The organism is Micromonospora costi, assembly GCF_003626655.1.
Lineage (GTDB): Bacteria > Actinomycetota > Actinomycetes > Mycobacteriales > Micromonosporaceae > Micromonospora > Micromonospora costi.
In genome coordinates this window covers 1,162,377-1,186,839 of the sequence record NZ_RBAN01000002.1, presented here as the reverse complement: position 1 = coordinate 1,186,839, position 24,463 = coordinate 1,162,377, and the positions used below count along the sequence as shown (strand labels likewise).

General features: G+C 73.3%; 19 protein-coding genes and 1 pseudogene. 16 read left to right on the top strand and 4 right to left on the bottom strand.

What is annotated here, in order from left to right:
* Positions 1-1,080: 1,080 nt before the first annotated feature.
* Positions 1,081-2,904 (bottom strand): beta-N-acetylhexosaminidase, encoded by a 1,824-nt coding sequence (locus tag D7193_RS16530; RefSeq protein WP_120780326.1) that lies wholly within the window; start codon positions 2,902-2,904, stop codon positions 1,081-1,083.
* Positions 2,905-3,213: 309 nt separating this feature from the next.
* On the opposite strand from D7193_RS16530, the gene ppdK reads away from it, so the two are divergent.
* From ppdK to D7193_RS16490, 8 genes and pseudogenes are all read left to right on the top strand, one after another.
* Positions 3,214-5,922 (top strand): pyruvate, phosphate dikinase, encoded by a 2,709-nt coding sequence (gene ppdK / locus D7193_RS16525; protein ID WP_120780325.1) that lies wholly within the window; start codon positions 3,214-3,216, stop codon positions 5,920-5,922.
* 151 nt (positions 5,923-6,073) lie between these two features.
* Positions 6,074-6,424 carry a VOC family protein gene (locus D7193_RS16520; RefSeq protein WP_120780439.1) on the top strand — a complete coding sequence of 117 codons (351 nt, stop codon included), beginning with the start codon at positions 6,074-6,076 and terminating at the stop codon, positions 6,422-6,424.
* Between the two features lie 178 nt (positions 6,425-6,602).
* Complete coding sequence (locus tag D7193_RS16515; RefSeq protein WP_120780324.1) at positions 6,603-7,880, top strand: deoxyguanosinetriphosphate triphosphohydrolase; 1,278 nt, start codon at positions 6,603-6,605, stop codon at positions 7,878-7,880.
* A 15-nt stretch (positions 7,881-7,895) separates the two neighbouring features.
* Positions 7,896-8,726 (top strand): siderophore-interacting protein, encoded by an 831-nt coding sequence (locus D7193_RS16510; RefSeq protein ID WP_120780323.1) that lies wholly within the window; start codon positions 7,896-7,898, stop codon positions 8,724-8,726.
* 51 nt (positions 8,727-8,777) lie between these two features.
* Positions 8,778-9,014: pseudogene (locus D7193_RS16505) on the top strand (BCCT family transporter); the annotation flags it as partial.
* A 121-nt stretch (positions 9,015-9,135) separates the two neighbouring features.
* Positions 9,136-10,110: an ABC transporter ATP-binding protein gene (locus D7193_RS16500; RefSeq protein ID WP_120780438.1), complete on the top strand. Its 975-nt coding sequence runs from the start codon at positions 9,136-9,138 to the stop codon at positions 10,108-10,110.
* Positions 10,107-10,958, top strand: a complete 852-nt coding sequence (locus D7193_RS16495) for an ABC transporter permease (RefSeq protein WP_120780322.1) — start codon at positions 10,107-10,109, stop codon at positions 10,956-10,958. The genes D7193_RS16500 and D7193_RS16495 overlap by 4 nt, the downstream gene beginning before the upstream one ends.
* A 10-nt stretch (positions 10,959-10,968) precedes the next feature.
* The gene (locus D7193_RS16490; RefSeq protein ID WP_120780321.1) at positions 10,969-11,220 is read left to right on the top strand and encodes a helix-turn-helix transcriptional regulator; all 252 of its coding nucleotides are present in this window, start codon (positions 10,969-10,971) and stop codon (positions 11,218-11,220) included.
* A 51-nt stretch (positions 11,221-11,271) separates the two neighbouring features.
* On the opposite strand, the gene D7193_RS16485 is transcribed toward D7193_RS16490, so the two are convergent.
* Entirely contained in the window at positions 11,272-12,480 is a 1,209-nt protein-coding gene (locus D7193_RS16485) for a low temperature requirement protein A (protein WP_120780320.1), read from the bottom strand.
* A gap of 135 nt (positions 12,481-12,615) precedes the next feature.
* On the opposite strand from D7193_RS16485, the gene dnaG reads away from it, so the two are divergent.
* Both dnaG and D7193_RS16475 read left to right on the top strand, forming a co-directional pair.
* Positions 12,616-14,484 carry a DNA primase gene (gene dnaG / locus D7193_RS16480; RefSeq protein WP_120780319.1) on the top strand — a complete coding sequence of 623 codons (1,869 nt, stop codon included), beginning with the start codon at positions 12,616-12,618 and terminating at the stop codon, positions 14,482-14,484.
* Between the two features lie 2 nt (positions 14,485-14,486).
* Positions 14,487-15,017, top strand: coding sequence for a hypothetical protein (locus D7193_RS16475; protein ID WP_120780318.1), 531 nt, complete (start codon positions 14,487-14,489; stop codon positions 15,015-15,017).
* 64 nt (positions 15,018-15,081) lie between these two features.
* Here the strand turns inward: D7193_RS16475 and D7193_RS16470 are convergent, their stop codons facing one another.
* Complete coding sequence (locus D7193_RS16470) at positions 15,082-16,101, bottom strand: TAXI family TRAP transporter solute-binding subunit (protein ID WP_120780317.1); 1,020 nt, start codon at positions 16,099-16,101, stop codon at positions 15,082-15,084.
* Positions 16,098-18,386, bottom strand: coding sequence for a TRAP transporter permease (locus D7193_RS16465; protein ID WP_377456165.1), 2,289 nt, complete (start codon positions 18,384-18,386; stop codon positions 16,098-16,100). The genes D7193_RS16470 and D7193_RS16465 overlap by 4 nt, the downstream gene beginning before the upstream one ends.
* Before the next feature lie 94 nt (positions 18,387-18,480).
* Between D7193_RS16465 and D7193_RS16460 the strand changes: the two genes are divergently transcribed.
* The 6 genes from D7193_RS16460 to D7193_RS16435 all read left to right on the top strand — a co-directional run bounded on the left by D7193_RS16460 (position 18,481) and on the right by D7193_RS16435 (position 24,316).
* The gene (locus D7193_RS16460) at positions 18,481-19,413 is read left to right on the top strand and encodes an ABC transporter ATP-binding protein (RefSeq protein ID WP_120780316.1); all 933 of its coding nucleotides are present in this window, start codon (positions 18,481-18,483) and stop codon (positions 19,411-19,413) included.
* A gap of 91 nt (positions 19,414-19,504) precedes the next feature.
* A complete protein-coding gene (locus D7193_RS16455; protein ID WP_120780315.1) occupies positions 19,505-20,092 on the top strand; it encodes a hypothetical protein in 588 nt (195 codons plus the stop codon).
* 124 nt (positions 20,093-20,216) lie between these two features.
* Positions 20,217-20,972: an ABC transporter permease gene (locus D7193_RS16450; RefSeq protein WP_120780436.1), complete on the top strand. Its 756-nt coding sequence runs from the start codon at positions 20,217-20,219 to the stop codon at positions 20,970-20,972.
* Between the two features lie 10 nt (positions 20,973-20,982).
* Positions 20,983-21,792 (top strand): ABC transporter permease, encoded by an 810-nt coding sequence (locus D7193_RS16445; protein ID WP_120780314.1) that lies wholly within the window; start codon positions 20,983-20,985, stop codon positions 21,790-21,792.
* A gap of 64 nt (positions 21,793-21,856) precedes the next feature.
* Positions 21,857-22,921 (top strand): YihY/virulence factor BrkB family protein, encoded by a 1,065-nt coding sequence (locus D7193_RS16440; protein WP_120780313.1) that lies wholly within the window; start codon positions 21,857-21,859, stop codon positions 22,919-22,921.
* Positions 22,922-23,137: 216 nt separating this feature from the next.
* Positions 23,138-24,316: an ROK family protein gene (locus D7193_RS16435; protein WP_120780312.1), complete on the top strand. Its 1,179-nt coding sequence runs from the start codon at positions 23,138-23,140 to the stop codon at positions 24,314-24,316.
* Positions 24,317-24,463: the final 147 nt, after the last annotated feature.

Sequence of the window (24,463 nt, the reverse complement as noted above, 5' to 3'; positions counted from 1 at the left end):
GACCCGGGGGTGTAACGGTGGGGGCCGGTCCGGCATTCCGCCGGGGGGTGGCCCGTGTTCGGGGGTTCAACGGGCCGGGTGGGGCTGGCATTCCGCCAGCGCCACCGGGCTGCCGGTGGCCTTGGGGGAGTCAACCGTGGGGGCCGGCGGGATGTTCCGCGGCCAGGTCCATGGGTGGCTCCGGGGGGAGTCAACGATGCGGGGCGGCGGGGTGTTCCGCCGGCGGGGCGGTTGGCTCCCGGGGTGGCCGCCCTGGGATGGTGCTGTGGGCGGCGCGACCATGTTCAACGACCCGGGCCGGGCCATGATTCCACCACCGGGGTGACCCCGCCCACGGCACACCCGTCCCCAAACCGGACATCCGCCCCGAGCGGGCATGCCGCCACCCGGACAGACGGGCACGGTGGGCACACCGGCCCGGACCTGCGACGGTCCGGACAGTCCGAATGGCGCGCCATCTCCGGGCGATCGACCGGGGGTGCGGTCGGCTCGCCGGCTCCGGGGCTTCGACGGCCCCGGACGTTCCGGGGCGCAGGCCATGTCACTGATCGACCGGGCATAGTCGGCTCGCCGGCCCGGAGTGGGCTGGCCCGGACACTTCCACCGACAGGGTCCGGTCTTCGCGTGATCGACTCGACTTTCTTGAAGTCGTGCTGTCTGGACGGGCGGGATGCCGCGACTTCCCGGAACCGGAGTCGATCATGCCGGTGGGGGCGGCGTGGGGCCTGACGGCCGGGCGATGGGGCGCGGTGTCCCGGCGCGCAGTGACCCGCCAGATCGGCGGAATCGAGTCGATCACGTGAATCCGGGACGCCGCCACTCGGTGTGACCGGAGTCGGTCACTCGCCCCGGCGCGCTTGATCGACACCGGATCGCCGATGTGGCGGTGTCCGGCGCTCGGGGACCCCGTGACATCGGCGGAATGGAGTCGATCATGCTGCGTGTTCGGCGTCGGTGGTGAGGTCTTTGCCTGGTCGCGCCGCCGCAGCGCCCTTCGTGCGTGATCGACTCGACTTCCCGGAAGTCCCGCCCTCCGGACGGGCGGGACAGCGCGACCCCGGAACACGAGTCGATCAGCGGTCAGACGGGTTCGGTCGCCGTGTCCGGGCCCGGTTGGGCCGGGATCGCCGGCGTGGTGGCGGCCGGGCTGTCCGGTTCCGCCGGCCACGGGACGTCCGGTGCGCGGTGGAAGGTGATCCCGGCGGCGGTCCAGCGCGGCCCGTGCCCGGCCAGGCGTGCCCGGAACCCCGCCCAGTCGTGCGTCGATCGGGGCGACCAGCCCAGCTCGGCCACGGCGGGCAGCCGGGGGAAGAGCAGGAACTCGATCTCCGGAAGCGACGTCACCGACTCGGTCCAGAGGGGGGCTTCCACGCCGAGCACCGCCTCGGCGGATACGTCCGCGACGTGGCTGCCCGGATCCCAGTCGTACGCCTTGCGTACGTCGATCAGACCGGCCCAGTCGTGCCCGATCGGGGTGTCCGGGGCGTACTTCATGTCGAGGTACGCGTGGTTGCCGGGCGACACGATGAGGCGGGCGCCCCGGCGTACCGCCTCGGCCGTCACGGGGTCGTCGCCGGTGGTGCCCCACCACTGCAGCACCCGCCCGTCGGCGTGCGCCGCGGGGGCGATCTGGTGCCAGCCGACGACGGTCTTGCCGGTGGCGGCCACGATCGCCTGCACCCGCTCGACGAAGCCCGTGTACGCGGCCCCCTTCACCTTGAACGCCTCGTCGCCGCCGATGTGCAGCCACGGGCCGGGGGTGAGCGCGGCCAGCTCCGCGAGCACGTCGGCCACGAAGTCGTACGTCCGCTCGCTCGCCGGGTCGACGTAGCTGAAGCCGACCTCGGTGCCGGTGTACGGCGGCGGCGCGACACGGTCGGGCGCCAGCTCGGGATACGCCACGAGCGCGGCGTTGGTGTGCCCGGGAAGGTCGACCTCGGGCACGACGGTGACGTGGCGTGCGGCGGCGTGGCGGACGATCCGGCGGTAGTCGTCCGCCGTGTAGTGCCCGCCCGGCCCGCCGCCGACCTCGCCCACCCCGCCGACCGTGGCGAGCCGCGGCCAGCCGGGCACCGCGATCCGCCAGCCCTGGTCGTCGGTGAGGTGCAGGTGCAGGTGGTTCAGCTTGTACCGGGCCAGGTGGTCGATGACCCGGAGCACGTCGGACACGGGGAAGAAGTGCCGGGCCACGTCGAGCATCGCGCCCCGGTACGGGTACCGCGGCCGGTCGACGATCGACCCGCCGGGCAGCGTCCAGCGTGCGGCGACGGGTGTACGGCTCTCGACGGCCGGCGGCAGCAGTTGGCGCAGGGTCTGCACCCCGTAGAAGAGGCCGGCCGGGGTGGCCGCCACGATCCGCACGCCGTTCGCGGTCACGTCGAGCCGGTAGCCCTCGGCACCCAGGTCGGCACCGCTAGCGGCGCCCAGGTCGGCACCGGTGGCGCCGGCGTCCAGCGGCGCGCCGGAGAGGGTGAGCGCCAGGAGGCCGTCCGGCCCGGGGGTGGTGTCGGCGACGGGCAGCGGGTGGCCGGTGGCCGGCCGCAGCAGCGCGGCGAGCTGCTCGGCGACGTCCCGCCCGGCGGGGTCGACCCGGATGGCCTCGTCGCCGGTGAGCGTGAAGTCGGCCGCCGGGTCGGGCGTCACGTGCTCCGGGGCGGGGACGACGTCGCCCAGGCGGACGGGCGCGGGCGGCGCGATCAGGCCGCCGGCCAGCTCGGCGGCGGCGCGAGCCAGCTCCGCGGCCGAGGGCTGCGCGACTGACGACTCCGCACCCGCGGCGACCTGGGCGGCGGGCACGGACGGCTCCGCTCCGGGGGTGACCTCGGTGGTCGGCCGGGCGGTCGGTCCCGGCCCGCCGACCGGGTCGGGACCGGTCTCGGAAGGGGTGGTGGGGATGGTCGGCACGGCGACGGCTCCGGGTGTATTTGGGCGGGATATGGCAATGGTCAGGTTCAGCGAAAACCAGTGCCATCAAGGGTACGGCGGAGGGTGGGATTGCGTGATCGTGCGCGTGGAAGCGTTCCCAAAAACCGGTACGGACGCGGATAGTGGTGACGGTTGTGCCAATTGTCACCGAACGGTCCCAGGCCCCGCGATGTTCGCTTAACCTTCGCCCACCGACCACTGACGACGCCGGGATTACCGGTGGTCGGTCCCGGGGTATGTCCGAACTGAACCTTCGTTAAGTGTCAATGGCGCGCGTGGGAGGCTCTGGTGGCAGCGCAAGAGATGGTCGATCACAAATACGTGTACGACTTCGCCGAGGGCAACAAGGACCTCAAGGACCTGCTCGGCGGCAAGGGGGCCAACCTGGCCGAGATGACCAACCTCGGCCTGCCGGTCCCGCCCGGTTTCACGATCACCACTGAAGCGTGCAAGGCGTACCTCGCCACCGGTCAGGAGCCGGACGGGCTGGCCGGCCAGATCGCCGCCCGCCTGGAGGCACTCGAGCGCGAGATGGGCCGGCGCCTCGGCGACCCGGACGACCCGCTGCTCGTCTCCGTCCGGTCCGGGGCCAAGTTCTCCATGCCCGGGATGATGGAGACCGTCCTCAACGTGGGCCTCAACGACCGCAGCGTGGTGGGGCTCAGCGCCCAGGCGGGCGGGAACGACCGGTTCGCCTGGGACTCGTACCGGCGGCTCATCCAGATGTTCGGCAAGACCGTCTGCGACGTGCCGGGCGAGGAGTTCGAGCACGCGCTCGACGAGGCCAAGCGCGCCAAGGGCACCACCGACGACCTCGGCCTCGACGCCGACGACCTGCGGGGGCTGGTCGACGCGTACAAGAAGATCTTCGCGAAGCACACCGGGCGGGAGTTCCCGCAGGAGCCGCGGGAGCAGCTCGACCTGGCCATCCGGGCCGTCTTCGAGTCGTGGAACGCCGAGCGGGCGGTGGTCTACCGCCGGCAGGAGCGCATCCCCGCCGACCTGGGCACCGCCGTCAACGTGGTGGCCATGGTCTTCGGCAACCTGGGACCGGACTCGGGCACCGGCGTGGCGTTCACCCGCGACCCCTCCAGCGGTGCCCAGGGCATCTACGGCGACTACCTGGCCAACGCGCAGGGCGAGGACGTCGTGGCCGGCATCCGCAACACCGTCCCCCTCCAGGAGCTGGAGCGGATCGACAAGACGTCGTACGACGAGCTGCTCAGCTACATGGCCCGGCTGGAGGAGCACTACAAGGACCTCTGCGACATCGAGTTCACCATCGAGCGCGGCAAGCTCTGGATGCTCCAGACCCGGGTCGGCAAGCGTACGGCGGCCGCCGCGTTCGTCATCGCCGGCCAGCTCGTGGACGAGGGCCTCATCGACCTGGACGAGGCGCTGCACCGGGTCAACGGCGCCCAGCTGGCCCAGCTCATGTTCCCGCGGTTCCGTCTCGACCACGAGTTCGAGCCGGTGGCCAAGGGCGTCGGCGCGTCGCCGGGTGCCGCGTCGGGCAAGGCCGTGTTCAGTTCGGACCGTGCCGTCGAGCTGGCCGGCCAGGGCGAGTCGGTGATCCTGGTCCGCCGCGAGACCAACCCCGACGACCTCAACGGCATGATCGCGGCCAAGGGCATCCTCACCTCCCGGGGCGGCAAGACCAGCCACGCCGCCGTGGTGGCGCGGGGGATGGGCAAGACCTGCGTCTCCGGCGCGGACGAGCTGGACGTGAACGTCCCGCAGCGGAGGTTCACGGTCGCGGGGCGAACCGTCAACGAGGGCGACGTGATCTCCGTCGACGGCACCACCGGCAAGGTGTACCTGGGTGAGGTGCCGGTCATGCCCTCCGAGGTCGTGCAGTACTTCGAGGGCACCCTCGACCCGGAGCGGACCGACGATCCGCTCGTCCGGGCCGTACACCGGATCATGACGCACGCCGACCAGCGGCGGCGGCTGGCCGTGCGGACGAACGCCGACACCGCGGAGGACGCGGCCCGGGCGCGGCGGTTCGGTGCCGGCGGCATCGGCCTGTGCCGGACCGAGCACATGTTCCTCGGCGACCGGCGGGAGCTGGTCGAGCGCCTGATCCTGGCCCGCACGGACGACGAGCGCGAGGCCGCCCTCGGCGCGCTGCTGCCGTTGCAGCGGGCCGACTTCGTGGAGATCTTCCGGGCGATGGACGGCCTCCCGGTCACCGTCCGGCTGATCGACCCGCCGCTGCACGAGTTCCTGCCTCCGCTGGAGCAGCTCGCGGTCGACGTGGCCGTCGCGCAGGAGCGCGGCGAGGACGTGGCGAAGGAGGAGGCGCTGCTCGCCGCGGTGCGGCGGATGCACGAGGAGAACCCGATGCTCGGCCTGCGCGGCGTCCGGCTGGGCCTGGTGATCCCCGGGCTGTTCGCCATGCAGGTCCGCGCGATCACCGAGGCCGCCGTGGCTGTCGTCCGCGAGGGCGGGTCGGCCTGCCCGGAGATCATGGTGCCGCTGGTCGGCGCCGTGCAGGAGCTGGAGACGGTACGCACCGAGGCCGAGAAGATCATCGCCGAGGTGGTGGGGGACAGCGGGGTCGAGGTGCTGATCGGCACGATGATCGAGGTGCCCCGGGCGGCGCTGACCGCCGGGCAGATCGCCGAGGCGGCCGAGTTCTTCTCCTTCGGCACCAACGACCTCACCCAGATGGGCTGGGGCTTCTCCCGCGACGACGTGGAGGCCGCCTTCTTCTGGCGCTACCTGGAGCTCGGCATCTTCGGCATCTCGCCGTTCGAGTCGATCGACACCGAGGGGGTCGGCCGGCTCGTGCGGATCGCCGCCGAGGAGGGCCGGGCAGCTCGGCCCGGGCTGAAGCTCGGCGTCTGCGGCGAGCACGGCGGCGACCCGGACTCGGTGCACTTCTTCCACTCCGTGGGGCTGGACTACGTCTCCTGCTCGCCGTTCCGGGTGCCGGTGGCGCGGCTGGAGGCCGGCCGGGCGGCCGTGGAGACGGCCGGCTCGGACAGCCGCTGAGCGGGTGGTCACGGGCGTGGCGGCGGGCCGGGGCACCGGTCCGCCGTCCGCGGCCCAGCCCGGCGCCGGCGGGGTCGCCGGCGCGCCGTACGGCGGTCGCGGGCGTAATCTTGGCTCGCTCGTACTCACGTCGATGCGGAAGGGTGGCTGCATGACCAGCGTCTGGGAGAGCCTGACCGTCGACGCGCAGGATCCGCCGCGGCTGGCCCGGTGGTGGGCCGAGGCCCTCGGCTACCAGGTCGTCAGCGAGAAGCCGGACGAGGTGGAGATCCGCCAGTCGGCGGAGCGTCTCCCCGGCATCGTCTTCGTGCCGGTGACCGGGGCGAAGGAGACGAAGAACCGGCTGCACCTCGACCTGCGCCCGGCCGACCGCGAGGCCGAGGTCGAGCGGCTCGTCGACATGGGCGCCCGGCACGTCGACGTGGGCCAGGGCGACGCCGGCTGGACGGTGCTCGCCGACCCCGAGGGCAACGAGTTCTGCGTGCTCCCGCAGCGGGACTAGCGCCTGTGTCGAAGTCCCTGGCCGGCCTGCGGCGGGCCCAGACGACGACCGGCGGCGTTGGCGCTTCGGCCGGACACCACAGCGGAATCCGTCCGAAACCCCGCCTTGCCGGATCGCCGCCTGGACTCCGCCTCGGCTCGACCGAGGACTTCGACACAGACCCCAGGCCGGTGACCGGTTGAGCGGCCCGCCTCCCGACGCCGGGCCGGACGCGCAGCGCCGGGTGGCCGAGCCCGCCAAGGACACCGGCCAGGGCCGGTCGCCGTACGAGCGGGACCGCGCCCGCGTGCTGCACTCGGCCGCGTTCCGCCGGCTCGCCGCGAAGACCCAGGTGCACACCGCGGGCACCGACGACTTCCTGCGTACGCGGCTCACCCACTCGCTCGAGGTGGCGCAGATCGCCCGGGAGATGGGTGCCCGGCTCGGGTGCGACCCGGACGTCGTGGACGTCGCCGGGCTGGCGCACGACCTCGGGCACCCGCCGTTCGGGCACAACGGCGAGGCCGCTCTGGACCTGCTGGCGAGCCCGTGCGGCGGCTTCGAGGGCAACGCCCAGACGCTGCGGGTGCTGACCCGGCTGGAGGCGAAGGTGCTGGCGCCCGACGGCTCCTCGGCGGGGCTGAACCTCACCCGCGCCTCCCTGGACGCGGTCGGCAAGTACCCGTGGCCGCGTCGCCCGGGGCAGCGCAAGTTCGGTGTGTACGCCGACGACGCCGACGTGTTCGGCTGGATCCGGGCGGGCGCGCCGCCCGGTGACCGGCGCTGCCTGGAGGCGCAGGTGATGGACTGGGCCGACGACGTGGCGTACTCGGTGCACGACGTCGAGGACGGCATCCACGGCGGGTACGTCTCGCTGCGCCCGCTGCTGGCCGACGCCGACGAGCGGGCCGCGCTCTGCGCGGACGTGGCGGCCACCTACTCCGGTGAGTCCCTGGCCGCCCTCGGCGAGGTGCTGGTCGACCTGCTGGCCGATCCGGTGCTCGCGCCGCTGGCCGGGTACGACGGCAGCCACCGGGCGCAGGCCGCGCTGAAGGCCACCACCAGCGTCCTGACCGGCCGTTTCGTCTCGGCCGCGGTGGCCGCCACCGAGGAGCGGTACGGTCCCGGCCCGCACCGCCGGTACGCGGCGGATCTCGTGGTGCCGCGGCCCGTCCGGGCCCGGTGCGCGCTGCTGAAGGGGATCGCGTTGCGCTACGTGATGCGCCGCCCCGGGTCGCGGGACCGGTACGAGCGGCAGCGGCAGATCCTCGCCGAGCTGGTCGCCACCCTGGTGGCCCGCGCGCCGGACGCGTTGGATCCGGTCTTCGCCCCGCTGTGGCGGGCCGCTCCGGACGACGCGGCCCGGCTGCGCGTGGTGGTCGACCAGGTGGCCTCGCTCACCGACCCGGCGGCGATGGCCTGGCACGGACGCCTGGTCACCCGTGGCGCACCCCCGATCGGCGCGCCGACTAGTTAGGGTAGCCTAACCAGCATGGCGGAGCGTCGTACCAAGGTCACGTCCGTTCGGGTCCTGCGCACCGAGCGGCCCACCCCGCAGCTCATCCGGCTGGTGCTCGGCGGCGAGGAGCTGACCGGGCTGCCGGTGGGTGAGTTCACGGACCACTACATCAAGGTGGTCTTCCCGCAGCCCGGCGTGGCCTATCCGACCCCGCTGGACCTGGACGCGATCCGTCGCGAGCTGCCCCGCGCGCAGTGGCCCCGGATGCGCGCGTACACCGTGCGGGCGTGGGACGCGGCGGCCGGGGAGTTGACCGTGGACGTCGTGCACCACGGTGACGAGGGCCTGGCCGGGCCGTGGGCGGCCGCGCTGCGCCCCGGCGACCCGGTGCACTTCGTGGGGCCCGGTGGGGCGTACGCCCCGAGCCCCGAGGCGGACTGGCACCTGCTGGTGGGGGACGAGAGCGCGCTGCCCGCGATCGCCGCGGCGCTGGAGCGGCTGCCGCACGGCGCCCCGGCCCGGGTGCTGGTCGAGACCAGCGGGCCGGCGGAGGAGCAGCCGCTGCGCTCGCCCGGTGCCGTCGACCTGATCTGGCTGCACCGGGGCGAGCGGCCGGTCGGCGAGGCGCTGGTGGCCGCGGTGCGGGCGTTGGACTTCCCGGCGGGCGCCGTGCACGCGTTCGTGCACGGTGAGGCGACGTTCGTCAAGGAGCTGCGCCGCCTGCTGAGGATCGAGCGCGGCGTGCCCCGCGAGATGCTCTCCATCTCCGGCTACTGGCGCCGGGGGATGGACGACGAGGGTTGGCGGGCCAGCAAGCCCGATTGGAAGCGGCAGGCCGAGGCCGAGGAGGCCGTGGCCGCCTGACGGCCCTCGCCCGCCGGCCGGGCGTCGGCGGGTCGGACGTGTGCGAGCCCGCTCGCCGCGCTGGCGCTTGCCTACTCGGCCTCCCGTAAGGGGCGGGGCAACCGCATCTCGGCCGCCTTCCAGCCGCTCCTCGGGTCCCGGGCCGACGGCGCGATCGGCCGGGCCGTCGACCTGCTGGCCGTGTTCGCCACCGTGTTCGGCTCGGCGACCAGCCTCGGGCTCGGTGCGCTCCAGGTGGCCGCCGGCCTGGATCTGGTGGCGGGTCTGCCCGACACCCGGGCGCTGGATCCGCCTTCACTGGCCTGCCCCAACGCTGACGTCCGCCATCCCCGGCGGAGAGCGGGTATACCCCAAGGTATAGTAGGAGTGCTACATTTTGCCGCAGTGATTCGCCAACTCGGGGATGGCCATGACGACAGTCGAACTCCCGGGAGCCGCTGCGGCCCCGCACCCGCCCGACGAGGACCTCGTCCTCGACGTCCGCGACCTGCGCATGCGTTACGGCAGCGTCGACGTGCTGCACGGCGTGGACTTCACGGCCCGGCGCGGCGAGGTGCTCGCGCTGCTCGGGCCCAACGGTGCCGGCAAGACCACCACCATCGAGGTCCTGGAGGGCTTCCGGATGCGCTCGGCCGGGGAGGTCCGCGTCCTCGGCGTCGACCCCGGCCGGGGCGACGAGCGCTGGCGCGCCCGGATGGGCGTGGTGCTCCAGTCCTGGCGTGACCACGGCAAGTGGCGGGTCCGGGAGGTGCTGGCCCACCTGGGTGCCTACTACGCCCCGTACGCCACCGAGCGGGTCCGCCGGCCCTGGCCGGTGGACGACCTGCTGGACACCGTCGGCCTCGCGGCCCACGCGGGCAAGCGGGTGAACCAGCTCTCCGGCGGGCAACGCCGCCGGCTCGACGTGGCCGTCGGCATCGTGGGCCGCCCCGAGCTGCTGTTCCTGGACGAGCCGACCGTCGGCTTCGACCCGGCGGCGCGACGCGAGTTCCACGACCTGGTGCACCGTCTCGCCGACCTGGACGACACCACGATCCTGCTCACCACGCACGACCTGGACGAGGCGGAGAAGCTGGCCGACCGGATCCTCATCCTGGCCGGCGGCCGCATCATCGCCGACGGCTCGCCGGACGCGCTTGCCCGCCGGGTGGCCGGCGACGTGGAGATCCGGTGGACGCGGGACGGGCAGCGGTTCGTGCACTCCACGGCCGACGCCACCGCGTTCCTCCGCGACCTGCTCCGAGAGCACGGCGACGGCGTGCAGGAGCTGGAGGTGCGCCGGGCCAGCCTGGAGGACGCGTACATGGCACTGGTCTACGAGCAGGAATCCGGAGTCCGGGGCGGCACGGCGGCCCGGGTGTGGCAGCAGGGGAGCCAGGGATGAACCCGACCAGAGCGGCCGTCCGGGCCGGTGTCCGGCGCGGCGTCATCGAGCTGCGCAACAGCTTCACCAACGCCCAGGACGTGTGGGGCTACGTCTTCCCCACGGTGGTCCTGCTGGTCACCATCTTCTTCATGCGCGGCGCCACGGTGCCCGGCACCGGCTTCTCCCTCGGCTCCCGGACGCTGCCCAGCGTCCTCGGAATGGGGATCGCCTTCGGCGGCCTCATCACCCTCGCCCAGCAGATCGTCGTCGAGCGCGAGGACGGCACGCTCCTGAGGGCGAAGGCCACTCCGAACGGGATGCTCGGCTACCTGATCGGCAAGCTCACTCTGATGTCGACGGTCGCGCTGGTGAGCATGGTGATCCAGATCGTGCCGGCGCTGTTCCTCGTCGAAGGGCTCCGGCTCACCAGCGTGATGGCGTGGATGACCCTGCTCGTGGTGGTGGTGATCGGCCTGGTCGCCACGCTGCCCATCGGCGCGGTCATCGGGTCCCTCATCGAGAACCCGCGCAACCTCGGGCTGGTCATGCTCCCGATGATGGGGCTGATCGCGCTGTCCGGGATCTTCTACCCGATCAACGGTTACCCGGGGTGGCTCCAGGCCGTCGCCCAGGTCTTCCCGATCTACTGGCTAGGGTTGGGCATGCGTTCCGCGCTCCTGCCGGACGCGCTGGCTGCGGTCGAACTCGGCGGGTCGTGGCGGCACCTGGAGACGCTCGGCGTGCTCGGCGCCTGGGCCGTGCTCGGGCTCGTGCTGGCGCCGATCGTGCTGCGGCGGATGGCCCGCCGGGAGTCGGGCTCGCGGGTGGCCGCGCGCCGGGAGCGGGCGATGCGGCAGATCACGTGAGAGGGAGCCGATGAGCGAGACCGTGCACAACCGGATCGCGGTGCTGCGCGCCGAGCGGGGGATCTCCCGGCGGCAGCTCGCCGACGCGCTGGGCGTGCACTACCAGACGATCGGCTACCTGGAGCGGGGCGAGTTCCGGCCCAGCCTGCACCTGGCGTTGCGGATCGCCGCGTACTTCGAGGTGCCGGTCGAGGTGGTCTTCTCGATCGAGCCGTTCCCGCGGATCGGCGACGCCGCCACCGGGGCGGGCCGCTCCGCGTGAACGCCAACGCCGCGCGGCGCGCGGCGGCGATCCGCTCGGCCCGCCGGCCGCTCACTCGGGAGCGGTGAGCGCCAACCCCTGGTCCGGCCGTTCGCTGCCCAACAGGTAGGTGAAGAGCACCGCGTACGCGGCGATCGTCGCGCTCAGCAACACCAGCACCAGGAACGGCGAGGAGACGGCCAGGACGATCACCCAGACCGAGGCGACGCCGTACCCGGCGAACAGCGCGGCGCGGCGCGAGACCCGGATCGCCAGCCAGTACAGGCCCAGCCCGCAGGCGAGCCAGAGGGTGGCCGAGCCGGCGAGCAGCAGGCGCACCTCCCTGGTCAGGATCGTGTCGCCGTGGATCGCCCGGACCGTCTGCCCGAGCGCCCACCCGAGCAGCAGCAGGCCGCCGCCGAGCAGGTAGTGCAGGTAGGTGTAGGGCTGTCCGCCGCGTAGTCGCTGGATCGGGATGCCGCTGGTGACGAAGGTGGCGTAGATCCACCAGATCGCGCCCGGCACGATGGAGGCCAGCGCCGCCGTGAGGGCCATCCTCCGGTCCGGGTGGTCCGGCACCGTGGCGAGCAGGTTGGCCACCGTGCTGCCGAGCACGATGATGACGAACTGGCCGACCCGCTCCGGAAGGTGCCGGACGTCCACCGGCCACCGGCTCAGCCAGCGGTAGCCGACCCAGGGCGTGACGAGTTCGACCGCCGTCCCGGTGATCCAGAACACCGGCCGCAGATGTCCGGGGACGGCCAGCGAGGCCAGCCAGATCAGCCAGCCGATCCCGAATCCGATCAGGTAGACGAGGGTGCCCGCTCGGGCCACCCCCGTGGCGGGGCGCCCCCGGAGGTAGAGCAGGATCAGCACGCCACGGACGATCAGGTAGCCGACCGGCAGCATGTTGCCCGTGGGCACCTCGTCCACCCCGAGCGTGATCGCTCCGGCGCCGAGCAGCGCGAGCAGCAGCAGCAACCGGTGCGGCAGGTCGTCCGCCTCGTACCGGGTGGTGTAGTAGGCGTGCCCCACCCAGGCCCACTGCACGACCAGGAAGAGCCCGAACACGGCGAGCACGCTGTGCGGTCGGGGAGTCGTGTCCTCGCCGAGCCGGTCCACCACGGCCGCCAGGGCGAAGACGAAGATCACGTCGAAGAAGAGCTCGAACCAGGTGGCGTGCCGGTGACCGGCCTCGTCGGTGACCGCCGTCGGCCGGTTCGGGGCCAGCCGGCCGGCGAGCCGGCCCCACCGTGCTCCCCGTCCCTTCCCCCTCCGCATCTGCCCATGCTCGCTGTGGCGGGTCGGTGCCTGGGGCGGAATGGGCGAGTCGCCCGCGATCCGGCTCACCCGGCGTGCCCCCGGCGGCGGAACGTCGGTCCGGCAGGGCAGGATAGGGGGCCGAGGGGGTGGCGAATGGCAGGGCGGATCCGGGATGAGGACATCGCGCTGGTCCGGGAGCGCACCTCGATCGCGGACGTCATCTCCGAGACGGTGACCCTCCGGTCGGCGGGCGGCGGCAACCTCAAGGGCCTCTGCCCGTTCCACGACGAGAAGAGCCCCTCGTTCAACGTCTCGCCCGCACGCAACGTCTGGTACTGCTTCGGCTGCGGCGCGGGCGGCGACGCCATCAAGTTCCTGATGGACGCCGACCACCTCAGCTTCGTCGAGGCCGTCGAGCGGCTCGCCGCCCGCGCCGGCCTCCAGCTGCGGTACGTCGAGTCCGGCTCGGCCGCGCCGCGCAGCCGCCCCCAGCAGGGGCAGCGGCAGCGGCTGGTCGCGGCGCACGCGGCCGCGGTCGAGTTCTACCGGTCGCAGCTCACCACCGCGGGCGCGCGGCCGGCCCGCGAGTTCCTGGCCCAGCGCGGTTTCGACCGTGCGGCGGCCGAGCGCTACGCCTGCGGCTTCGCCCCGGACGGTTGGGACCAGCTCACCCGGCACCTGCGCCAGCGGGGCTTCACCGCCGACGAACTGGTCACCGCCGGGCTGTCCCGCCCGGCGCGGTCGGGCTCGCTCATCGACCGGTTCCGCCGGCGGCTGCTCTGGCCGATCCGCGATCTCACCGGCGACGTGATCGGCTTCGGCGCCCGCAAGCTCTTCGACGACGACGACGGCCCGAAGTACCTGAACACGCCCGAGACGCCGATCTACAAGAAGTCGCACGTCCTCTACGGCATCGACCAGGCCAAGCGGGAGATCGCCAAGCAGGGCAAGGTGGTCGTCGTGGAGGGCTACACCGACGTGATGGCCTGCCACCTCGCCGACGTCCCGACCGCGGTGGCCACCTGCGGCACCGCGTTCGGCGCCGACCACATCGGGGTGCTGCGCCGGCTCCTGCTCGACACGGACGCGGTCGCCGGCGAGATCATCTTCACCTTCGACGGGGACGCCGCCGGCCAGAAGGCGGCGCTGCGCGCCTTCGACGACGACCAGCGCTTCGTCGGGCGTACGTTCATCGCGGTCAGCCCCGACAACATGGACCCGTGCGAGCTGCGGCTGGCCAAGGGCGACCTGGCGGTCCGTGACCTGGTCGCTCGCCGCGAGCCGCTCGTCGACTTCGCGCTGCGCCACGTGATCAGCCGCTACGACCTGGACACGGTCGACGGCCGGGTGGAGGCGATGCGCCGTGCCGCGCCGCTGGTCGCCAAACTGAAGGACCGCGAGAAGCGCCCGGAGTACGTGCGCAAGCTCGCGGGCGACCTCGGCATGGAGATCGAGCCGGTGCAGCGGGCCGTGCTGGCCGCCGCGTCCGCTCCCGCCGGCCGGGAGGCGCCCGCCGCCGCGCCCCGACCGGCGGCCGAACCGGCGGTCGACAGCCCGCAGTCCATGGTCGAGCGGGAGGCGTTGAAGCTCGCCCTCCAGCAGCCGGTGCTCGCGGGGCCGATGTTCGACGCGGTCGAGGCCGCGGAGTACCGGCACCCCGTCCACGTCGCCGTGCGGGAGGGAATCGCGTCGGCCGGTGGCGCCGCGGCGGCCACCGGCGGCGCGGTGTGGATCGAGTCGGTGCGGGACGCCTGCGCCGACCTCGCCGCCCAGGCCCTCGTGGCCGAGTTGGCCGTCGAACCGCTGCGGATCGACGGCGACCCGGATCCGCGGTACGTGTCGGTGACCATGGCGCGGCTGCAGTGGGGGTCGGTGACCGGCCGGATCAAGGACCTGAAGTCCCGGATCCAGCGGATCAACCCGGTCAGCAACAAGGACGAGTACTTCGCGCTCTTCGGTGAGCTGTTGTCGTTGGAGCAGCACGCCCGGGCGCTGCGCGAGCAGGCCGCGGGAGGGCTGTAGGGATGGGACTGTTCAACCGCCGGCCCAAGCTGCGCCCGGCCGACCGGCCGCCGCTGCAACCCGACGAGCGGGTGCTGGCGTGGGCGGCGGCCGGCGACGGCGGGGGCGTCCTCGTGGCGAGCACCCTGGGGCTGTGGCTGCCCGGCCGTCCGGCCCGGCTGGGCTGGGACGAGGTGCTCAAGGCGGTCTGGTCGGGGCGCGAGTTGACCGTCACGGCCGCCGAGCGGGTGGCCGAGCGGGCCGACTACGTGGTGGTCGCCGACGCGGCCCCGTCGACGCACCTGCTGCTCGATCCCGGTGACCTGCCGCACCAGGTGCGGGCCCGGGTGACCCGGTCGGTGGCGTACACCCAGCACCACCCGGTGCCCGGCGGCGCCGGCCGCATCGCCGCGCGGCGCGTGCCCGGGGTGGACGGTCTGACCTGGACGGTCCGCTACGACCCGGGCACGCCGGTCGACGACGCCGAGGTGGTCGCCGAGACCGACCGGCTCGTGGCCGAGGCCCGGGCGGCGACCGCTCCCGCCGACGTCTGAGCCGGTCGGGAGCGACGCCGGAGCCCCGCGGGCGCGACCCGTCGAGGCGGCCCGCGACCGTGCGTCAGCGGGCGCCGAGATCCGTGAGCGCCTTCTCCGCGCCACGGTGCAGTGGCACCGGGTCGGTGCGCCGGGCGGTCTCCAGGCTGATCCCGTTCGCCGCCGGGTTCGCCTGGACCAGCGCGTTCTTGCGGTCGAACAGGGTCCGGGTGATGGCGCAGGCCACGTTGGCGTCCAGGTCCGTGCGGACGAGCAGCACGTTCGGCACGACGATGGTCGGGGTGTCCGACGCCGTGCGGTACGCGTCCCGGCCGATCGTGCCGGCCTGGTAGGCCGGGTTCAGCTCGGCCATCCTCGGTAGCAGGGGGGTGATGTCGAGGAACCGCACCCGGTCGCCGGCGGTCGTGAACAGGTCGGTGACACCGCCGGTGGGCAGGCCGCCGGACCAGAAGAAGGCGTCGATGCTGCCGTCCTTCATCCCCTCGACGGTCTTGGTGAGGTCGAGCCGTTGCGCCTGGACGTCCTTGGCCGGGTCGAGGCCGGCCGCCGCGAGCAGCCGGTTGGCGATCACCTCGGTGCCGGACTTCGGGGAGCCGGTGGAGATCCGCTTGCCGCGCATGTCCGCCACCGAGGCGATGCCGGCGTCGTTGCGCACCACGACCTGGGTGTAGTTGTCGTAGATCCGGGCCAGCGCGGCGACCGGCTGCGGGGCGCTGAAGCTGTCCTTGCCCTGCACCGCGTTGACCGCCGTGTCGAACAGCGAGAACGCCACGTCGTACTGGCCGGCGACCAGTTGCTCGACGTTGGTCACCGAGGCGCCGGTCTCGGCGGCCGTGCCGGTCAGCCGGCCTCCGGTGGCGTCGGAGAGTTGGCCCGCCAGGGCGTTGCCCACCACGTAGTAGACGCCGGTCGCGTTGCCGGTCGCGATGCCGACCCGGGTGTCCCGGGTCACCTCGCAGGTGACCTCGCTGGCCGCGTCGTCCCGGGCCGCGCCGCCCTGCTTGCCGCCGCAGCCGACCGCTCCCGCCGTCACCAGGGCGAGCACGCCCGCGCCCGCGGCGAGCCGAACCGTCTTTCCGCTCACTGTCCTACCTCCCTGAGCTCCACCGCTGATCGGGCCTGTCCGCCGGGACGGCGGGCGGTTCCGCGTCGTACGAGCACACCCGCGACGGCCAGGACGGCCAGCCCCACGCCGATCGCCACGGGCAGTGCCTCCAGCCGGAGCAGGACCAGGCCCGCGCCGGCGGCGAGCAGTCGTTCGGGGACGCCGGCCGGGCCCACGCCCGGCAGCCAGCCGCCGGCCGCGACGGCGAGCAGGGCGACGCTGAGCGCCACGACGACCGTCGCCACGGCGATCCGCGCCGGGCCGCCGATGCCGAGCAGGCCGAGCCCCGCGGGCGTGATGACGAAGGCGATCGGCGTGAGGTACGCCGGCAACGCGTAGCGCAGCGTCTGCCACATGGTCGGCACCAGCCGGCCGCCGGTGACGGCGGCCGCGGCGACGGCGGCCAGCGCGGTCGGCGGGGACGCCTCGGAGAGCACGGCGAAGTAGAAGACGAACATCGCCGCCGCCGGCGCCGTCACGCCCAGGTCGAGCAGCGCGGGACCGATGATCACCCAGCCGATCACGAACGACGCGGTGACCGGAACGGCGAGCCCCAGCAGGGTGAGCGCGACCGCGGCGAGCACCGCGGTGAGCACGAGGACCGCGGCGGGGTCGCTGGTCACCGCCCGGGCGCCGTCCACCAAGAGCGCCGCGGCCTGTGGACCGAGGCCGGTCTTCGTGGTGGTCGCCGTGATGATGCCGGCGGCGGCGCAGACGGCGGTCACGGCCAGCACGCCACGTACGCCGTTGACCAGGGCGGCCAGCAGCCGGCCCGGGGTGAGCCGGTGGGCCCGGTCCAGGAAGGACAGCGCGGCGGCCAGCACGGTGGCGATCACCACGGCACGGGTCGCGGACAGGCCGACCGCGAGCAGGGCGACGATGACGAGCAGCGAGGCGAAGTGGTAGCCGAACCGGGCGAGCAGCCGCCACGGCGACGCCGCGTCGACCGTCACCGGACGGACGCCGGAGCGCCGGGCGTCGATCTCGACGGAGAGCAGGATGCCGAGGTAGTAGAGGACCGTGGGAACGGTCGCCCAGCCGAGCACCTGCAGGTAGGAGACGTTCAGGTACTCCGCGATGATGAACGCCGCCGCGCCGAGTGTCGGCGGGGACAGGATCGCCCCCACCCCGGCCGCGGCCAGCATGCCGCCGGCCCGCTCGGCCGGGTAGCCGGCGCGGCGCAGGATCGGCCAGGTCACCGCCCCGATGCTGACCGTGGTGGCGGCGCCGGAGCCGGAGACGGTGCCGAGCAGGAACCCGGACGCGACCGCCGTCCGGCCGGCCGCCGTACGGGACCGGCGGAACGCCGCGGCGGACAGGTCGACGAAGAACCGGCCCGCGCCGGACAGGTCGAGCACCGCGCCGTAGATGGTGAAGAGCACGATGTACGAGGCCGCGACGTCGAGCGGTGTGCCGTAGAAGCCGCTGTCGGAGTTGTAGAAGGCGTCGACCAGCTGGCTGAAGTCGAGCCCGGCGTGGGCGACCGGCCAGGACTGCGGGAGCAGGCCGCCGTAGTAGCCGTAGGCGAGGAACAGCAGGCAGAACACGGGCAGGATCCAGCCGGTCGTCCGCCGGCACGCCTCCAGCAGCAGCAGGAGCAGCACGGTGCCGAGCACCAGGTCGGCGGGGACGAGCAGACCCTGCCGGTCGAGGAAGGCGTCGTAGCCGCCGCCACCGGAGCCTATCGGGATCGGCAGGACCGGGTAGAGGCACGCGACCAGGGCCAGCACGGCCAGGGCCCAGTCCGCGGCCGTGGGTCGGTTGAGGCGGGGCGGCCCCTCGGCGGGGTCCGCGGCTCGCGTGCCGGTCGGGTGCGTACGGCGGCGGAGGCGGGGCGGCAGCCGCAGGCCGGCCGGGTAGGCGAGGAAGACCAGCGGCAGGACGCCGGCGAGGAAGAGGATCAGGTAGTACTTGCTGCCCTGCGGCAGTGGCCGGAAGACCTGCCAGAGCGCGAGCGCGCCGACCACCAGCGCCACCGCGCCGAAGAGCAGCCCGACCGCGCCGGACAGCACCCGGCCGGGTTTCTCGTCCTCGAACTGGGCGGCCAGGTCGGGCGTCGGGCCCGGAGCCTCCGGCGTCGCCCCGGTGCCCGGCTGCCGGCCGGCGTCGTCGCCCGCCTCGATTGTGGTCTCCAGACTGGACGCGGTGGCGGGCCGGGGCGGCCCGGACCGCCGGGCCGTCAGCGGCTCGTCCGTGCCCGGGCGCACGCCCGCGCCCTGGCCGGCGTCGGCCGGCGGACCGTCGGAGGAACGGGTGGGCGACACAAAGGGACGATACACGTCGATGCGGCACGTGCGGGGACGTCGCGGCGGCGGTAAATGGGATGGAGCTGTCGGACCCGGCGGCTAGGGTCGGGCCGTGACCACGCTTCGACCACTCATCCAGGCGCGAGGGCTGGTGAAGCGGTTCGGCGACTTCACCGCGGTCGACGGCATCGACGTCGAGGTGCTGCCGGGCGAGGCGTTCGGCTTCCTCGGGCCCAACGGCGCCGGCAAGTCCTCCACCATGCGGATGGTCGGTTGTGTCTCCCCGCCGAGCGCGGGCGAGTTGCGGATCCTCGGCATGGATCCGGTCCGCGACGGGCCGGCGATCCGCGCCCGGCTCGGGGTCTGCCCCCAGCTGGACAATCTCGATCCCGAGCTGACCGTGCGGGAGAACCTGACCACGTACGCCCGCTACTTCGGCATCCCACGCCGGGTCGCCCGGGAACGGGCGGCCGAGCTGCTCGACTTCGTGCAGCTCGCCGAGCGCGCCGACAGCAAGGTCGAGCCGCTCTCCGGCGGCATGAAGCGCCGGCTCACCATCGCCCGCGCCCTGGTCAACGAACCCGAGATCGTGCTCCTCGACGAGCCGACCACGGGGCTCGACCCGCAGGCCCGGCACCTGGTCTGGGAGCGGCTGTTCCGGCTCAAGCAGCAGGGTGTGACGCTGGTCCTCACCACCCACTACATGGACGAGGCCGAGCAGCTCTGCGACCGGCTCGTCGTGATGGACGGGGGCCGGATCGTCGCCGAGGGCTCGCCCCGGGCCCTGATCGAGCGCTACTCCACCCGGGAGGTGGTGGAGCTGCGCTTCGCGGCCGAGTCGCAGGAGGCCTTCGCCGGCAAGCTCGACGGCCTGGGCGAGCGCGTCGAGGTGCTGCCCGACCGGGTCCTGCTCTACGTCGCCGACGGCGACGCGGCGGTCGCCGAGGTGCAGGGGCTCGGCCTCACCCCGGCCAACGTGCTGGTCCGGCGCAGCAGCCTGGAGGACGTCTTCCTGCACCTCACCGGCCGCACGCTGGTCGACTGAGGGGCCCGGCGGGCGTGCCGGCACGACTGCCCGTAGCATCGCCAGACCCCTCCGGTCACCTCCGGCGGGGTGTGACGAGCGGGGGGCGCGCATGTCTGTCACGGAGATCCGTCAGCGGCGTCGGTACGGCCTGGGGGCGCTCTACCTCGGCATCTTCGCCACCATCTGGTTCAGCGTGCCGGCCGCGGACCAACCGCTGCGGGGCGTGCTGGTGGCCGGCTCGCTGGCGGCACTGCTCACCGCCGTGGGCGGCGGCGTCGTGACGGCCCGTTCCCGGGGCGCGGACGCCGGGCCGCGTGACCGGACGGGCGACCGCCGCTACCTGCTGATCGTCGTCGCCGAGTTGGCGCTCGCCGGGATCGGCGCCGCGGTACTCGCCGCGGCCGGCTGGTCGGCGTACGTCCCGGTGCTGGTCTGCGCCGTGGTGGGGCTGCACTTCTTCCCGCTCGCCCCGCTGCTGGGCGATCCGCTGCTGCGGCCGCTCGGGTTCGCGATGTGCGCGGTGGCACTCGCCGGGCTCGTGACGGGGCTGGCGACCGCGGTCTCCGCCGGCCTCGTGGTGGGCACCGGTGCCGGGCTGCTGCTGCTCGGCTACGCGCTCCGGTCACTGGTCCGGGCCCTGGCCCGCTCACGTGTAGGCGGCGGAAACTGCCGCGACACCCTCCCCGCCCCGCCGTAGGGTGGCTGCGGCCTGTCGTACCCCCGGGGTAGGAAGGCCACAGCGGACGGACGGCGGGGGGGTGGTGGTCGTGGTGGACTTGACGCCGTCGACGCGGGAGCGGCACCGGCCCTCGCCGCCGCGGATGCCGGCCCTGGCCGTGCTCCACTACTTCCTGGTGGGCTACCGGCGCACCTGGCGGGCCGGCGTCTTCTCGTCCTTCCTGCTGCCGCTGCTCACCGTGCTGGGCTTCGGGGTGGGCGTGGGCGCCTACATCGACCAGGGCGTCGACGGCGTGCCCTACCTCGACTGGCTGGTGCCCGGGCTCATCGCGTCGACGGCGCTGCAGGTGGCGATCGGGGACGCGACCTGGCCGGTGTTCAGCAACTTCCAGTGGATCAAAACCTACTACGCGCAGAGCGCGGCCCCGCTGCGCGTCGGCGACATCCTGGCCGGCCACCTGCTCTACGTGCTCTTCCGGGTGCTCACCACGATCGCCGCGTTTCTGCTGGTCACCGGGGTCTTCGGCGCGCTGCGTTCGCCGTGGGCGGTGGCCGCGCTGCCGGTCGCGGGGTTGCTCGGCCTGGCCGTCGCCGCGCCGACCTTCGCGTACGCCGCGGCGGTGTCGAGCGACAGCTGGCTGGCGATGCTGTTCCGCTTCGCGGTCATCCCGATGACCCTCTTCGCCGGGGTGTTCTTCCCGGTCGAGAGCCTGCCCGAGGCGCTGCGCTGGCTGGCGTACGTGACGCCGCTCTGGCACGCGGTGGACCTGTGCCGGTCCGCGACCCTCGGTGTCGCGCCACAGTGGTCGGTCGTCGGTCACCTGCTCTACCTCGGGGCCTGGCTGCTCGGCGGTGCGCTGGTGGCCCGCCGGGTGTTCCGTCGCCGGCTCGTCGTCTAGGAGGGGTGTCGTGGTCAGCCTGGTCCTTCCCCGGTTGGTCGACGTCTCGGCCGCGTCCCGGCGCTCGGTCTCGGTGGCCGAGCGCAACGTGGCGGCCCTGAAGTCGGTCTACTGGCTGCTGCTCGTGTCCGGGTTCGTGGAGCCGCTGCTCTACCTGCTCTCCATCGGTGTGGGTGTCGGCGCGCTGGTCGGCGACCTCACCCTGCCCGGCGGGCAGCTGGTCAGCTACGCGGCGTTCGTGGCTCCCGCGATGCTCGCGTCGTCGGCGATGACCGGGGCGCTGGCCGAGACCACCTTCAACTTCTTCGGGAAGATGAAGTACATGAAGCTGTACGACGGGGTGATCGCCACCCCGGTGCAGCCGTTCGAGATCGCCCTCGGCGAGCTGGGCTGGGCGATGCTGCGGGGCGCCGCCTACTCCGGCGCGTTCCTCGTGGTGATGGCCGCGCTGGACCTGACCACGGTCGCCCGCGCGGCGGCCGCCTTCCCGACCGCGGTGCTGGTCGGTTTCGCGTTCGGCGCGTTGGGCATGGCCCTGGCCACGTTCATGCGCAGTTGGCAGGATTTCGACCTGATGGGCTCGGCGCAGTTCACCCTGTTTCTCTTCTCCGGCACCTTCGTGCCCGCTGAGGCCTACCCGGCGGTGCTGCGCTGGCTGGTGGAGGTCACGCCGCTCTACCGCGCGGTGCACCTCGTCCGGGGCGTCGCGTTGGGCACCGCCGGCTGGTCGTGGTTGCTCGACGTGCTCTACCTGCTCGCGGCGATGGCGGTGGGGCTGTTGGTGGCTTCGCGTCGGATGGGCAGGTTGCTCTACAAGTAGCTGGTTACGTGCCGCCTCTGTCGGGGCATGTCCGGAGGACACCGCCGAGGATGAGGAGGGGCGTATGGCCTCCGACGAGTCTCCCGACCGCCGCGACCGCGACGACGCCCCGCACAGCGGGGGTGACCGCGACGACGCCGGGCGCTCGGCGAGCGGGCGCCGGGATCGAGGACCGGTCGGGCCCGACGAGGGCCCGGAGAGCCCCACCAAGCTGCCCGGCACCGGGTGGAAGGCCACGCTGCGGCGCACGGTGCGGGAGTTCCAGGAGGACAACCTCACCGACTGGGCGGCGGCGCTGACCTACTACGGGGTGCTCTCGATCTTCCCCGGCCTGCTCGTGCTCGTCTCCGTCCTCGGCCTGCTCGGGGCCGGCACCACCGAGACGGTCAAGAACACCCTCGACCAGGCGGTCCCGGTGGGCACCATCCAGGAGATCCTCGACAAGGCGATCGACCAGGCACAGAAGTCCGGGGGGCTGGCGAGCCTCGCCGCCGTCCTCGGTCTGCTGGCCGCCTTCTGGTCCGCCTCCGGGTACATCGCGGCCTTCATGCGCGCGTCCAACGCCATCTACGACGTGCCGGAGGGCCGGCCGATCTGGAAGACCCTGCCGACCCGGATCGGCGTGACCGCGGTGATCGGCGTGATGCTGCTGGTCAGCGCGGTGATCGTGGTCTTCACCGGCCGCCTCGCCGAAGCGGCGGGCAATGCGATCGGGCTGGGTTCCACCGCCGTGACGGTCTGGAGCATCGCCAAGTGGCCGGTGCTGCTGATCCTGGTGAGCCTGATGTTCGCGATCCTCTACTGGGCCTCGCCGAACGCCCGGCACGGTGGCTTCCGGTGGGTCAGCCCCGGCGGCGTCCTGGCCGTGGTCGTCTGGCTGGTGGTGTCCGGCCTCTTCGCCGTCTACGTGGGCAACTTCGGCTCGTACAACAAGACGTACGGGGCGCTGGCCGGGGTGATCGTCTTCCTGATCTGGCTCTGGCTCACCAACATCGCGATCCTGCTCGGGGCGGAGTTCGACGCCGAGCTGGAGCGCAGCCGGGCCATCACGGCGGGTCACCCGGCCGACAAGGAGCCCTACGTCGAGCTGCGCGACGACCGCAAGCTCCGCAAGAAGCGACGCGGCTGACCAGCGCGTACGCGATTCCGCACGGCCCCGAGCGGCCGCCCGACCGGGCGGCCGCTCGCCGTGTGCCGGGCGGAGCCCTTTCCTTGATCCACTATTAGCTTTTGTTCGTTCGGACAAAAGTTGGGATCAGAATGGCTGAAGCTCTGGACACGCGGCGCGGAAGGCTCCTACTGTGTCGGGCACAACACATCGACCGCGATGCGGAGGTGAAATCCGGTGCGGACGGAGGAACCGCTGCACGTACGCCTCCTGCGGTTGCTGCGGGACGAGGGACCGGTGTCCCGGGCGGAGCTGGGCGACCGGTTGCAGATGCCCCGCCCCCGGCTCCTGGCGGAACTCGAACGGCTCGTCAGCCTCGGCTACGTGGCCGAGGCCGGGCTGGCCGCCTCCCGCGGCGGGCGCCGGTCCACCCTCGTCGAACTCGACCCGCGCCTGCGGTTCGCCGCCGTCGACCTGGGCGCCAGTTCGATCGACGTCGAGGTGGTCAACGGCCGGCTGGAACCGGTCGCGGCGTACGCGGAGCCGGCCGACATCCGGTCCGGGCCCAAGGGAACCCTCCAGCGGGTCAACGAGCTCCTGCACAAGGCCAAGGTGGACGGCGCGTACGAGCGGCTGGACGCGGTCGGCATCGGCGTGCCCGGGCCGGTCAGTTTCCGCGACGGCGTCCCGGTCTCGCCGCCGATCATGCCGGGGTGGGACCGCTTCCCGGTGCGCGAGCTGCTCACCCGCGAGCACGGCTGCCCCGCGGTGGTCGACAACGACGTGAACATCATGGCGATCGGCGAGCGGCACGGCGGCGTCGCCCACTCGGTCGACGACTTCCTGTTCGTGAAGATCGGCACCGGCATAGGCTGCGGGATCTACCTCACCGGCGAGGTCTACCGGGGCACCGACGGCTGCGCCGGGGACATCGGCCACATCCAGGTCGACTCGCACGGCCCGATGTGCTCCTGCGGCAACATCGGCTGTCTGGAGGCGCTGTTCAGCGGCGCCGCGCTGGCCAAGGACGCCACGGCCGCCGCCCGCAGCGGGCTCTCACCCGCGCTCGCCGAGCGCCTGGCGGCGAACGGGCTGGTCACCGCCCTGGACGTCGCCGAGGGTGCCGTCGAGGGGGACGTGACCTGCATCCAGCTGATCCGCGACGGGGGCCGGCGGGTCGGCGGCGTGCTGGCCGGGCTCGTGAGCTTCGCGAACCCCTCGATGATCGTGATCGGCGGGGGGCTCGCCCAGCTCGGCCACATCCTGCTGGCCGAGATCCGCAGCGTGGTCTACCGCCGGTCGCTGCCGCTGGCCACCGGCAACCTGCCCGTCGTCCTGTCCGAACTCGGCCCGCGGGCCGGCGTCGCCGGCGCGGCCGTGCTGGCCAGCGACGTGGCCTTCGGGGAGGCGTCGTGAGCGCGAGGGGAGTGAGCCGGGTTTGCGAGCCCCGCAGTCGCGAACGGTGGGTGGCTCGCTGAGCGCGAGGAGTGAGCCGGGTTTGCGAGCCCCGCAGTCGCGAACGGTGGGTGGCTCGCTGAGCGCGAGGAGTGAGCCGGGTTTGCG